The sequence below is a fragment of the Legionella bozemanae genome, assembly GCF_001648595.1.
In the GTDB taxonomy this organism is placed as follows: domain Bacteria; phylum Pseudomonadota; class Gammaproteobacteria; order Legionellales; family Legionellaceae; genus Legionella; species Legionella bozemanae.
Map to the genome: position 1 here is coordinate 25,758 of NZ_LBAW01000029.1, position 12,493 is coordinate 38,250.

The window sequence follows — 12,493 nt, forward strand, 5'->3', positions numbered from 1 at the left end:
ATACCTAGCCATAAACACGTAATAAATAGTCTATGACAGCACGTAAACCCATGGCTTCACCGCCTTCAGGTTTTCCGGGTTTACTTTGTTCACTCCATGCCATAATGTCAAAATGTACCCACGGAGTTGACTTGTTAATGTATCGCTGGAGAAATAATGCCGCAATAATAGCTCCGCCATAGGGATAATCACTGCAATTTGTCATATCAGCAATAGTTGAGCGCAGAAACTTTTCATAAGGTGCAAATAACGGCAAACGCCAAACTGGATCAACGGTTTTATAAGATGAGTCGATTATTTCCGCTGCTAAAGATTCATCATTTGCAAAAAATGCCGACATTTCAGTCCCTACAGAGACGCGCGCCGCGGAGGACAAGGTGGCAAAATCAATCAGGAGATCAGGTTCTTCCTCACATGCTTTTACTAAAGCATCAGCCAAAATCAAACGTCCTTCGGCATCAGTATTATCGATTTCTACAGTAAAACCATTACGCATAATTAAAATATCACCAGGTTTAAAGGCATTGGGACCAATCGCATTTTCTACAGCAGGAATAAGTAAATGTAAACGAATAGGTAAGTTTCGCCTCATAATCCATTGGGCAATGCCTATTACATGGGCTGCACCCCCCATGTCTTTTTTCATTATTCGCATGCCATAAGGTGATTTAATATTCAGACCTCCTGTATCAAAACAAACCCCTTTTCCTACCAGAGTGACACGAGGATTTGTTTCATCACCCCAGGTTAAAGAGAGCAAACGTGGCTCTGATTTGGCTGCACGACCAACGGCATGAATGGCAGGAAAATTAGCATGTAACAACTCATCACCAACCCATTGCTTAAATTGTGCATGATGTTCTTCAGCTAATTTGGCCACTGTATCTGCCATTTCTTTAGGTCCCATCTCACTGGCTGGTTGATTGATAAGATCACGCACTAAAAAATGAGCTTGGGTTAAATGAATTAAATCAGCGAACATGTGTTGCTCGATTACTAAGAGTCGGGGGGGTATGCGATCTTTTTTGTATTTTTCAAAACGGTATTGTGCCAATGCCCAAAATAAGACAGCCTCTTGGGAACAGGGATCTTGCAGCTTGTAGCTGTTTGCTGGTAATAATAAAGCTGCATGGGCCATTGCTAATGCCTGATTTTCATCGCCAGTGCCTACGTAAGCTTTCTCTAATAAACCGTCCGTATTATAAAGCAAGCAATGCTCGCCAATTTTTCCATTAAATTGAGCATGCATGAAATAATTACGTTCAATAGGAGTTAACATAGAACTTTGCTTCTCCCATTGTTTTTGGGAGATTAGGTAAAGCGGGACAGGATGTGGGCTATCTACCGTATAAAAAAGTTCAGCGTGCATGTTATTTCCGGTTTAAAAGTGTACGGTTTTTATCATTGATAATTAATTATTTATTCTGGTTTATTTTTTGTCAAAATAAATGACTGAAGTTGCGAGGAAATTTTTGTATAAAGAATCTATTTGCTGCATAAAGCACAGCAAATAGACAAAAAATGCGTGACAGGGTAAATACTTCGAACAGCATGATAAAAATCAAAAGGCCTATCTTCTGCGTTTTATGACCGAGTGCTCCTCATAAATTATAAAATTTCAGTCAAGTGGGCACACTCTGTCATCCCCCTGCTTGCGCAGGGATGACAGGATATGGGGAACATTCAGGCTTTATGTGCAGAATCCGGCATCTTGACTGCAGCGGAGAAACCCGATCTCATTTGAGACCCCAATATCGCTGCGTTGCAAGAACTATAATATATCATTGAGCAGGAGCGTTTCTTTTTAAATTTTGATAAATCCCAACCAGCTCTGCTTCACCGATAACATGTCCCGTCATTGCATTCAAAACGATATCTCGAATCGTGCCATCCCCAAGGTTTAATACGGTATCCAGGGCATACAGTTTAAAATGATAACTATGAGCAATTCCAACGGGGGGACAAGGTCCTCGATATCCTAAGCCGCCCCAACTGTTTTGTGCATTTGCAGCTCCTGGTGGGATTGGAGCTCCCGCCCCTAATTCGGTTACTTTTGGCGGTATATTAAATACAATCCAATGCGTCCAGACCCCATTCGGCGAATCTGGATCATCGACAACCAGCGCAAGTGACTGAGTATTGGGTGGGATATTGTACCAAGCTAAAGGGGGGGATTGATCTACTCCGTTACATGTAAATTCGTCCGGAATCATGGAATTCATTTTAAAAGCTGGACTTTCTATAGTGAGCTTATTCGCAAAAGCATTGTAGTGAAACAAAGAAATCATCAAGAACAAAAATAGAGGACATTTTTTCATTATTTTTACCTCAGCTCGTCTCATTTTAAAAATTGGATAATCAAAGTATGGTTGAAATCATCCAGATAAGAAAACAAATAATATTTTAGTATTTTTTTATCCGCAATGATGCATTTCCATTCTTTATAAATAAAAATTCAGATGAAAATTTTTAATGTTGCTATATAATTCCCGCCCCTAAGTTGTGCCTCTAATTTTGTCATCAAAACTAATTATTTGGCATATCGGTTTAAATTCGTAGGAATCCCATGTTTTGCAGTGGCTGTCTTTTAAGGGAAATTATAAATGCAACAAAAAAATGATCAATTTGAATACAATCCCAGAGATGATGTAAGTATTAACACCACACTTCAAGATTTAAAAGACGATGAAGTAATAATTAAGATTCCGGCTTCTCTTGAAAAGCAGAGCAATTTAGAGGGGGCTTCATTAGAAAATAGCGAGGTAGTCCCTTTTGTAGATGATGAAGAAGTTGAAGGTGACGATTATTTTGGATTTTGGAGGACTTTTAAAGAGTTAAGTTCCCTATCCCTTCCTATGGCCCTTTCGTTTACTTTCAGTTTCGAGATTTTTTTAATTGTTGTATTGCTTAATTCACTTAGTGAAAATGAAGACGAAGTTGCTTCAGCAACATTAATTTCCACAATGATAAATACATTTTTAGTCATTGGAATGGCTCCTTTATTTTCTATGAGTGTGATTGCAAGCAATAAAATTGGTGAATTAACCGAGGATGAAACAAACGGTGAAACAAATGAAATAGTTTTACAAGAGAAACGTGAATACATTGCCGGCATAAATCGCAATGGCCTTTTTTTATCTGCATTAGTTACCCCTCCTGTCATGATGGGATTGATCTTTTCCAAACCTTTATTAACCACTCTTTTTGGTCAAAGTGAGCATGTTGCAGAAATTACTCAGAGTTTTTTGCGTATTTATTCGCCTGCAGTAGCAGCAGTGATGACACGAATCTCTTCAGAGCAAATGATGTTTAGCTTCGGGCATGCGAAACCGGCAATGCTTCTGGGATTGGCAAGTCTTGCAGTAGGAACAGGAATTGGTGCATGGTTGGGATTTGGTGGTTTAGGAGTACCCAAATTAGGAGGCACGGGAATTGCCATAGGTTATGTAATTGAAGCGTATCTAACCTCTTTATCCTATGCGCTTTACTTAGCAAAGCATAAAGATTTTAGTCAGTACGAATTCTTCAATATTTTTAAGAGGTTTTCCGGTCAGTTCAAGCAATTTATCGAGCTTTTGCAAATAGGCAGTTCAATTACACTTTCAGTGGCAAGCGAAATGGCAATGTCTCTGTCAGTAAGTATTTTATCGGGTATGCTTGGCACAAAGGAGCAAGCCGCAATCACTTATTTAAATCAATATATATTCTTTAATTTTTTAATGTTAGCCGGATTTGGCCAAAGTAATTCACAAGAACTTAATCGCTTGATTGGAGCTAAAAAATATGAAAATGCAAGTCGAATGGGGAAATATGGATTATTAACTACACTGATTTACACTACTCCTGTCCCTTTATTTTTTGCAGTTATGCCGGGGGTATTGATTATTGGAAAGGCACCAAGCCAAGTAAAAGAAATTCTTAAATATTTGGCCCCTATTATGTCAACTGGAGTCATACTGGATTCCGCACGTTATAATCTATTACAACAATTGAGAGTTTTGAAGGATCTCAAAGGTTCGACTATTATTTCAGTTTCAGCGTTATCTTTGGGAATAACAGGATCAGCGCTTCTTGGGCTTAAAACCAAGTTAGGAATTTATGGTGTGGCAGCAGGCTATACGGGAGGAGTGATTATTGCAATTCCAGGATTAGTCTACCGGTGGCACAATCGCATTCGTGCGGAAAAAATTAAGGAAATAACGGAAGAACCTCCTCAGATGCTTACCTCTTCTGCACATTCTCCTGATGGTTTTTTTAGTCGCATTCTCAAGATAAAAAACAAAGGGGAAAAAGAGAGTTTGTTGGAACATAAAGGTCAAACCTATAATACAACAGAAAACGGATTCGCAGTTTAAATCTGAAAATAATGATAGGGATATAAAATGACAAGTGAATGTATTATCGATTTAATTGCAGCAAAAAAAGAAAAATCGTTTATTGTTTTTGAAGACGAGAATTTCATTTCTTTTTTGGATTCTCGTCCTCTTTTTCCAGGTCATACCTTATTGGCTCCTAAAGTGCATATTAAAACACTTTATGATGTGCCTGATTCAATGGTATTGCCTCTTTTTTTACTCACGCAAAGGATAGGGAAAGCTGTTGAAAAAGCAATGGAAGCTGCAGGAAGTTTTGTTGCAATGAATAATACAATTAGTCAAAGCATTCCTCATCTTCATATCCATATTGTTCCTAGGAATAAACAAGATGGGCTCAAAGGTTTTTTTTGGCCGCGTACTCATTATAAAGATGAAGAACACATGCGTGAAGTGCAAGAAAAAATCAGACACCAGTTGGATAAATAAATCCATTCTTGCTTTACAAGATCAATAGTATATTATTGATATCAATCCCAAAACTGTTTTCGGTTCTGTGCTTTCATAAGATTAGGGATAACCATGCATTTTCTCTCAATAATAATACTAGGATGGCTTATCATGACTTCTAATTTATCAGCAGCAGATACTCAGCATCATGACAATGCATATGATTATTCGTTCCACACCTTACGTGGACATGAGCCGTTGCCTCTGTCTTCCTTTCAGGGAAAAGTTTTAATGGTAGTCAATACGGCTTCAAAATGTGGTTTTACTCCGCAGTATGCTCGTTTGGAAAAACTTTATGAAAAATATAAAGATCGCGGTTTAGTCATACTTGGCGTCCCCTCAAATGATTTCGGGAGCCAGGAGCCAGGAACTGAACAAGAAATTGCAAATTTTTGCCAGGTCAATTACGGAGTTACTTTTCCCATGGCTGCTAAAGAAGTAGTTTCAGGAAAAAATGCCCATCCATTTTATTTATGGGCTAGAAAGGAATTAGGATTTGGCACAGCACCAAAATGGAATTTTCATAAGTACCTTATCAATCGAAAAGGCGAGCTTATTGACTATTTCTACTCAACGACATCCCCTGAAGCAGGGAGGCTAGTTAAAGTGGTTGAACAAGCACTTGACGAAAAAGCGTAGTTAAAAGAAAAGGATAAGAAATGTAGCCTGGGTGCAGCGTAGCGGAACCCGGGATTAAAATGCGATTATATTCCTGGGTTCCGCTACGCTGCACCCAGGCTACATATTGACAGCTAGGCAGTATCATACCCCCCGGCAACAGCGTTATATACTTGCACAATACTATCGAGTAATTGCGCTTTTTCCTGGATTAAACTCAACTTGCTTCGATCCCGATTTATTTTGGCATTGATGACATTGCGATAATCTTTTGCTCCAGCTTTATATTGAGCTAATGCAATATCATATGCTTTTTGTGCTGCCAAATACGCTTTTTGAGTTTGTACATACGCTAAGTTATTTTTCTGCTCATTTGTAAGCGAGTCATCTACATCTGCGAATACAGAATGAAGGGTTTCCAGATAGTCATAATAGATTGCTTTGAATCCGGCTTTAGCAGATTTGATATTTTGATAGGAGCTGGCATTGAAAATTTTTGTCGAACCTGCGGCTTGCGCAACCCAAATATTAGTACTTAATTTTAAAAGATTAGTTAAATCAACAGAAGCTCCTCCAACCAACCCAGTCAAGTCAATCGTGGGGAAAAAAGCTGAATAAGCTACGCCAATTTGTGCTTGAGCCATTTTCAGATTATTTAAGGCAACCATGATGTCAGGACGATTTTTTAAAACCGATGAAGGTAACGATTTAGGAATGAGATGATTTAAGTTTAATGAAAGTAAGGTACGATGCGTAGCAATGGGTCCAGGATTTTGATTCAATAAGAGGTGAATGGTATTTTCACTTTGCGCAATGACACTTTCAATTTGGGGAATCCTTGCTTCTTCTTCAGCAATTTGTTGATCTACATTGGTGATTATAGCAATATCATTGGCACCTTTTTGGAATCGAACACGTTCGAGTTGACGTAGTTTCCGCAAGTCGCTCGCTAGGGATTTTTCTACTGCCAATTGTTCTCGTTGGCTTAAAAGCATAAAGTAGGCCCCGCTCATTTGACTAATAATCCCTAATTTTATTGACTGAGTTTGTGCCTCCTCTATGGCTAAAGAAGCTTTGGCTGCTTTAACATTGTTAATATTATTTAAGACGTTCAATGTGTATCCCGGAACAAATCCAGCATAATATCCTCTAAACTTCGGATTGGAAAAGTTTGAAAAGAAAGGATTATTCGCCAATTGTCCTCTTGGAGAAATATGAGTATTCCAAGTGCCGCCTGTAAAGCCGGTAGCAGTTGCATCAAGAGTTGGGATCCAGGCATATTGAGCCGCTTTAAGTTGTGCTTGTGCTTGCTCAATTGTTGCATAGGAGCTCCTAATCGAATCATTACATGCTAGAGCCTGAGAAATAAGCCCGTTAAGCTGCGGATCCTTCAGTTTTTTCCACCATGCGACGCGACTTAAATCGGCTTTATTGTTGATGTATTTAACTCCACTGCGCGTACTTTTAGGATAATTTACTTTTTCATGAATAATACAGTTTTTGCAACATCCTCCAAGCAATATGGCAAATAGGTTAAGCAAGATAATTTTCAGTTTCATGATTTGGCCATTTAAAATAAAGTTATTAGGTCTTATTGACGAATTATCAGTAGATCCTAGTCGAGCTTTGTTCTAAATATTTTTCCTGTCAAAATAATCAAAATAAAGGCAATCAATAAAATAGGTAAAATATTAGGAACAATTTGGCTAAATGTATTGCCCTTCAGTAATATTCCACGTGCAATCCGGGTAAAATAGGTCATTGGCAGGCAATATCCCAAGAACTGCGCCCAAGTAGGCATCCCATAGAAAGAAAAAATATAACCTGATAAAAACATTGAAGGTAATTGAAAAAAGACACTAAGTTGCATTGCTTGCATAGGTAAACGTGCGATTGTAGAAAAAATCATGCCTACCATTAAATTAGCAATAAGAAACGGGGCTACGGCGATATAAAGCAACAAAATACTTCCTTCAGTAGGAATATGAATTAAAACCTTACCAAAAATTAAAATACTTGTAAGTTGCAAATAACCTAAAACAATGTAGGGGATTACTTTACCAAGAATGATTTCTAAAGGTTTTAATGGAGTACTTAACAGCATTTCCATTGTGCCGGTTTCTTTTTCAGAAGTGATGGCAGTCGAGGTCAGCATCACTAAAGTGAGAGTAAGTAATACTCCAATTAAACCAGGAACGATATTATAAGAACTTATATTCGATTCATTATAAAGTCTGTGGGTGGTGAGGTCGACGCTTCTTTTTGAATGCGTTGTGGATGAGAAACCTAAACCTTGTTTATTAAACCTATCCAGAGTTTGATTCAGGATGGGCAGAGCATTGCTGAGCGCACTCGCACTGCTTCCCGGATCTGAGCCATCGATTTCAACCAGTAATTGGGGGTTCTCATTACGAATATATTTACGGGTAAAATTTGGAGGGATGGTGAAAGCAAAGCTGATTTTTCCATTTGCGAAATCTTCATTCTTCTTATTTTCATCAAATCCTTCATGAATGACTTTAAAATATCCTGAAGCTTCAAGTGAGCTGACATAGCTTCGGGTTAATGGCGAATTATCATAACTAATAATGGTAGTGGGCAGATGTTTCGGATCGAATTCAATGGCAAAGCCAAAAAGGATCAGTAACATGATTGGTAAGATAACGAGCATCGCGATTGTGCCGCGATCACGGCTGACAAGAATAAATTCTTTACGTATTAAACCACCAAGACGAGCTAAAGATATTCCCTGTGATAGATTTTTATAGTTCATCGCATTAATCCGATAAAAACCTCTTCAAAAGAAGGAGTGACTTCTTTACTTGAACGATCACTGTTTTCTTGAATCACTTTTTTTAGTAATTGCTCATCGCGTGATGAAATGCGCAATTCATTATTTACAATTGAAGCCAATAATTTGGGATGTGCATCATGTATTTTTTCCATTAATGAATTTTGCTCTTTTCTATCGACTTCCAATAGATACGCTTTGACTTTTGATTGAGGAATTAAATCTTTTGTGCTGCCTGTATACAATAATTTCCCTAGATTAATATATGCTAAATCAGTGCACTTCTCAGCTTCATCCATATAATGGGTCGTCACTAAAATTGTGGTGCCATCGCGAGAGGATATTTTATGTAAATAATCCCAAAATTCTTTACGTGCCTTGGGATCAACACCTGCAGTTGGTTCATCCAAGAATAATAATTGCGGTTTATGAAGTAAACTACATGCCAGGGCCAAGCGCTGTTTCCATCCTCCTGATAAATTGCCTGCTTGTATTTTTTGATAGTCCTCTAAGCCAAGATCTTTGATGATGTTTTTTATTGCTTGAGCTGGATTTTTTACCTGAAAAATATCAGCAGTAAAGCGCAGATTTTCATAAGCAGTTAATCCCGTATAAAAACTGAATTTCTGGGGCATATAGCCTATATGTTTTTTGATTTCATCACTTTGAGTTTTAATGTCGTATCCAAGGCAATTTCCCTCACCATCGGTGGGAGTTAAAAGGCCGCAAATCATGCGAATGGTAGTCGTTTTACCGCTTCCGTTCGAACCAAGAAAGCCAAATATGGAGCCTTTTTCTACTTGTAGGCTAATATGATCCACAGCGACTTTTTCATCAAATTTTTTTGTTAGTTTTTTAACATCAATTGCAAAATCACTCATCAGCTAATTCCAATGTGACAGGTAGTCCAAGATGAGTTTTTTCTAAATCAGGAGAATCAATTTTTGCTTCGACTCGGAATACAAGACGTTGACGTTCCTCACGGGAATAAATGATAGGAGGAGTAAATTCAGCAATATTTGAAATATAGAAAATATGCCCCGTAGCAAAATTCTCATTTTTATCTGTCTTAATCTTAACGTGTTCATTAAGGCGCAGTTTAGAAAGTTCTACCTCGGGAACAAAAAATACCGCTTTAATATTATTTCTGGTAATCAATGAAAGAACAGGGGAGCCTGCTTGGACAAACTCACCTGGTTTATGATACGTATCAAATATAATTCCCCGGTCTGGTGCAAAATTTTCTTTGCGGGTTACCTGCCATTTTTTATCGCTTGTTTCAATCTGATTGTTGTGGATTTTAACATCGACGTCAGTAAGTTGATCTTTGGAAATCTTTAAATCTCTTTGTGCCGCATCCAGATCACTTTGGCTTGCTGCATTTTGTTGTCGCATTCCCTGGACACGACGATAATTGATTTCATTGTAGTTGAGTTGGGTCAAAATTTGTTGGCGCTGAGCAAGCAGATTTTGTTTGCTTAGCTCACTCATTCGTACATTATAAAGTTCACTGGTTTGTTCGAGTTTAAATAAGAATTGCTCGCTTTTGACTGACTGTCCCCGTAATACGGCGAGATCAGCCAGGCGTCCACCAAAATCCGAAGACAAATAGACGAGATCGGCATCAACATATCCACTAAAAGACCTATTTTCTTTTTCGCAGGCTGCGAGCAGTAAAATAGTCAACCAAACGATCACCAACTTATACATTTCAAACCCATCCTGAGCTTTATTATTTTACTGTGGAAGAACAGCAGATATGCAATTGAAGCAATTAAGCTATGTATATTAAGCTCAAGAACCCTGTGTGTCAAAAGAGTTATTAGACTTCTATTCAATGATGCATTCTTAATGAGAAGAGTATTTTTCCTATACAATTTTAAAGATACTATTTGATCTTATTCGAGTAAGATGTTAAACAACAATCCGATATCAACCCCTGTTTTAAAAACAAAGGAGTATCTAATGAATTTTAAGTCGTTCTTTTGTGTCACAATTGCAGCATCCTCTTTATTGGCTCAATCTGTTTTTGCTGAGCAAAAAACAGTTACTTATAAAAATGAAAGAGGATCAATTTTAGAACTCGATATTTTGCCAGATAATAAAGTTGAGGGCTATTTCACCACTGCTGTTGCCTCCAAAACGTGTCCACAAGCCATAAATCAAAAAAGACCGATTACCGGTTATATGGTAGGAAATGCACTATCTTTTAGCGTAGTTTATCCAATGTGTGAGTCTGTATTGAGTATTAGTGGGCATTTTGATAAAAATCAACAAGCGATTGATACCATTTCCATACTCAATAAGCAGGCAAGCGACATTGCTCATGAAGGACCAGGAGCTCGTTTTATTGGTCATGATTCCTATAAAAAAATGGGATAAATCATAGAATAGCCTGGGCCATAGTATGCATTTGTTCAGGCTTTGCATGAAAATTTAATCAAGACATTCTTCTTCGCTTTAAAATAGGTTATGACAGCTTCTAAACTTTCTCTTCTGTTTGGCGAAGAAGTTTCCATATGCTTTTGAGCATGTTACATCACAAGCATATTCATTTGCGAATCAGGACGAACCACCTATAATTTATCAAAACAAATAAACTTAGTATGTCAATGAAATAGTATATGAAAATACATTGATGACTTTGCAGAAAAATAGAGGACGAAAATCGGAGAATGAGTTCATGTTATATAATATAAATTTTCTTCGATTGTACGCGATAATTTTTTTAGTTATCTACGAGAGGCATTATTTTTTTAGTTTATGTTACAAAAAAGGCGCGGGTATTACTACAGAGTTTGTTCCTTTTTACTTTAATTCAGAATGTTTCTATTGGGCTTTTTTCACAATATGCGCCACCTATTTGATTTTATTTTTTGTTACTGAATTGGGAAGATATCTTTCTGCCCTCATTTTAAGAAAAAAACATCTTGGTTTTGTAGTCAATATCACAATTGTTATCGTGACTTCCTACTTATTGTATCTCTTGAAATTATTTACTCTTGTTACGTAGCGATAAATAAAAAGTAAAAAACTACGCCAGCTTGACACTGCGAAATATACTCTGTAACTCGAGAACGACCTTTTCTTTGGTTTGAGTGACTCCTATTACTAATAGAGTTTGGGCAATGTAATAGAGCAACATAATTAAAACAGTGATGGGTTTATTGTGCGATAGAATAAATAAGTCTAATGACAAAACAAAGTCAGAAAGTAAAAAAAGGCAGGCTCCGGTTCGCAGCAATAGCGATTGCTGTTTGACTTGAAAGGAACAAAATACCATTAAGGTCAGCAGGCATAAATAAACTGCTACCGGTATTTTCATTTCTCCCAGATAGGGGGATAAAAAGTAAAAGCTTATGAGCACAAATAATAAGATGGGTAAAAAGGCAAACAAATTCTTTCTTTGCAATTGCAGGCTCTTTAAAAATAAACTGATATAGCTGCAATGTGTCGCCATAAACGCCAAGATCCCTACGTGCACTGCCATTTTTATGGGAAGAGTCAAAAAAACATCGCCAATAAGTGAAAATCCTAAGGCAAGCAATAATAGGGGTTTTATGTGCTTTCCTGGATTGACTTGCAAGACAAAGAGCATTAGCAAAGCAATGGGAATAGGTTTGAGTAACGTGGTCAAAGGATACTGAATAAAGGAAAGTAACAAAAGATAAAGTATCATGCTGAGCAAAACGAATGGCATGGTTATTTTGAATGGCTGTCCTGGCATTAGAATTTCCTGATTATTCAACGATCTTAATAATTCCGAGTATACACTTTCTTTATTATTTTCCTTTAAATTTTTGTCTATTTAGGAAAATTATGGTTTAATAACGCTCTTTTTGTATTTTTTGTTGTCTAGTTATGAAAAAAATAATCTTGCTTCTACTTATTACTTCCCTCTTCTCAGTAGGGCATGCCAGTAAACTCAGTAAATTTTTGAAACAAATGGATGAAGAAGATAGAGCACGTCAGGAACGAGAGTGGCAGCAGGATATGAATTTTGGTGATTTTTCATTCCGTTTAGACAGACGATATACTGATGATCATGGACAACGTTGTCGAGATTATAAGTTTAGATCGCGCAGTAATCCTTTTCGCCATGGATATTATACTGTCTGTGATGAACGCTAGGCTCGCACCTGAATCCATAGGATGAAACGCTGAAAGAAATCTCCAGTCTTTTTCTATGTATCGCGCTTCATGCCTGTACGATCCCCACAAAATTCAAAGAAAGACTGTAGTGGGGGTCTGTGTTGTGGCA

Annotated in this window: 12 protein-coding genes; 5 read left to right on the forward strand and 7 right to left on the reverse strand. The window is 37.5% G+C overall.

Annotation, left to right across the window (positions count from 1 at the left end):
* Positions 1-4: 4 nt before the first annotated feature.
* On the reverse strand, positions 5-1,369 hold the full coding sequence (locus A8O27_RS15970) for a leucyl aminopeptidase family protein (protein WP_058458475.1): 1,365 nt from the start codon (positions 1,367-1,369) through the stop codon (positions 5-7).
* A gap of 412 nt (positions 1,370-1,781) precedes the next feature.
* Complete coding sequence (locus tag A8O27_RS15975) at positions 1,782-2,318, reverse strand: YbhB/YbcL family Raf kinase inhibitor-like protein (RefSeq protein ID WP_058458476.1); 537 nt, start codon at positions 2,316-2,318, stop codon at positions 1,782-1,784.
* Between the two features lie 285 nt (positions 2,319-2,603).
* Between A8O27_RS15975 and A8O27_RS15980 the strand changes: the two genes are divergently transcribed.
* The 3 genes from A8O27_RS15980 (at position 2,604) to A8O27_RS15990 (ending at position 5,462) form a co-directional block, all read left to right on the forward strand.
* Complete coding sequence (locus tag A8O27_RS15980; RefSeq protein WP_058458477.1) at positions 2,604-4,355, forward strand: MATE family efflux transporter; 1,752 nt, start codon at positions 2,604-2,606, stop codon at positions 4,353-4,355.
* Between the two features lie 27 nt (positions 4,356-4,382).
* The gene (locus A8O27_RS15985) at positions 4,383-4,802 is read left to right on the forward strand and encodes an HIT family protein (RefSeq protein ID WP_058458478.1); all 420 of its coding nucleotides are present in this window, start codon (positions 4,383-4,385) and stop codon (positions 4,800-4,802) included.
* A 132-nt stretch (positions 4,803-4,934) separates the two neighbouring features.
* Positions 4,935-5,462 (forward strand): glutathione peroxidase, encoded by a 528-nt coding sequence (locus A8O27_RS15990; RefSeq protein ID WP_058458479.1) that lies wholly within the window; start codon positions 4,935-4,937, stop codon positions 5,460-5,462.
* A 113-nt stretch (positions 5,463-5,575) separates the two neighbouring features.
* Here A8O27_RS15990 and A8O27_RS15995 read toward each other — a convergent pair whose 3' ends face one another.
* From A8O27_RS15995 to A8O27_RS16010, 4 genes are read right to left on the reverse strand one after another with little or no spacing between them, the layout of a single operon-like run.
* Positions 5,576-7,000: a TolC family protein gene (locus tag A8O27_RS15995; protein ID WP_174223919.1), complete on the reverse strand. Its 1,425-nt coding sequence runs from the start codon at positions 6,998-7,000 to the stop codon at positions 5,576-5,578.
* Between the two features lie 56 nt (positions 7,001-7,056).
* On the reverse strand, positions 7,057-8,214 hold the full coding sequence (locus A8O27_RS16000; RefSeq protein ID WP_058458481.1) for an ABC transporter permease: 1,158 nt from the start codon (positions 8,212-8,214) through the stop codon (positions 7,057-7,059).
* Positions 8,211-9,113 (reverse strand): ABC transporter ATP-binding protein, encoded by a 903-nt coding sequence (locus tag A8O27_RS16005; protein WP_058458482.1) that lies wholly within the window; start codon positions 9,111-9,113, stop codon positions 8,211-8,213. Before A8O27_RS16005 ends, A8O27_RS16000 begins: the two co-directional genes overlap by 4 nt.
* Entirely contained in the window at positions 9,106-9,942 is an 837-nt protein-coding gene (locus tag A8O27_RS16010) for an HlyD family secretion protein (protein WP_058458483.1), read from the reverse strand. The genes A8O27_RS16005 and A8O27_RS16010 overlap by 8 nt, the downstream gene beginning before the upstream one ends.
* A gap of 255 nt (positions 9,943-10,197) precedes the next feature.
* On the opposite strand from A8O27_RS16010, the gene A8O27_RS18590 reads away from it, so the two are divergent.
* The gene (locus A8O27_RS18590; protein WP_082642404.1) at positions 10,198-10,614 is read left to right on the forward strand and encodes an avidin/streptavidin family protein; all 417 of its coding nucleotides are present in this window, start codon (positions 10,198-10,200) and stop codon (positions 10,612-10,614) included.
* A 652-nt stretch (positions 10,615-11,266) separates the two neighbouring features.
* On the opposite strand, the gene A8O27_RS16025 is transcribed toward A8O27_RS18590, so the two are convergent.
* Positions 11,267-11,959 carry a lysoplasmalogenase gene (locus A8O27_RS16025; protein WP_058458485.1) on the reverse strand — a complete coding sequence of 231 codons (693 nt, stop codon included), beginning with the start codon at positions 11,957-11,959 and terminating at the stop codon, positions 11,267-11,269.
* 134 nt (positions 11,960-12,093) lie between these two features.
* Between A8O27_RS16025 and A8O27_RS16030 the strand changes: the two genes are divergently transcribed.
* Positions 12,094-12,363, forward strand: coding sequence for a hypothetical protein (locus A8O27_RS16030; protein WP_058458486.1), 270 nt, complete (start codon positions 12,094-12,096; stop codon positions 12,361-12,363).
* The last annotated feature ends 130 nt before the right edge of the window (positions 12,364-12,493 follow it).

What these genes read in the sequence shown, in the direction of transcription:
- A8O27_RS15970 (WP_058458475.1), bottom strand. Translation starts at nt 1,369, where the DNA reads ATGCACGCTGAACTTTTTTATACGGTAGATAGCCCACATCCTGTCCCG.
- A8O27_RS15975 (WP_058458476.1), bottom strand. Translation starts at nt 2,318, where the DNA reads ATGAAAAAATGTCCTCTATTTTTGTTCTTGATGATTTCTTTGTTTCAC.
- A8O27_RS15980 (WP_058458477.1), top strand. Translation starts at nt 2,604, where the DNA reads ATGCAACAAAAAAATGATCAATTTGAATACAATCCCAGAGATGATGTA.
- A8O27_RS15985 (WP_058458478.1), top strand. Translation starts at nt 4,383, where the DNA reads ATGACAAGTGAATGTATTATCGATTTAATTGCAGCAAAAAAAGAAAAA.
- A8O27_RS15990 (WP_058458479.1), top strand. Translation starts at nt 4,935, where the DNA reads ATGACTTCTAATTTATCAGCAGCAGATACTCAGCATCATGACAATGCA.
- A8O27_RS15995 (WP_174223919.1), bottom strand. Translation starts at nt 7,000, where the DNA reads ATGAAACTGAAAATTATCTTGCTTAACCTATTTGCCATATTGCTTGGA.
- A8O27_RS16000 (WP_058458481.1), bottom strand. Translation starts at nt 8,214, where the DNA reads ATGAACTATAAAAATCTATCACAGGGAATATCTTTAGCTCGTCTTGGT.
- A8O27_RS16005 (WP_058458482.1), bottom strand. Translation starts at nt 9,113, where the DNA reads ATGAGTGATTTTGCAATTGATGTTAAAAAACTAACAAAAAAATTTGAT.
- A8O27_RS16010 (WP_058458483.1), bottom strand. Translation starts at nt 9,942, where the DNA reads ATGTATAAGTTGGTGATCGTTTGGTTGACTATTTTACTGCTCGCAGCC.
- A8O27_RS18590 (WP_082642404.1), top strand. Translation starts at nt 10,198, where the DNA reads ATGAATTTTAAGTCGTTCTTTTGTGTCACAATTGCAGCATCCTCTTTA.
- A8O27_RS16025 (WP_058458485.1), bottom strand. Translation starts at nt 11,959, where the DNA reads ATGCCAGGACAGCCATTCAAAATAACCATGCCATTCGTTTTGCTCAGC.
- A8O27_RS16030 (WP_058458486.1), top strand. Translation starts at nt 12,094, where the DNA reads ATGAAAAAAATAATCTTGCTTCTACTTATTACTTCCCTCTTCTCAGTA.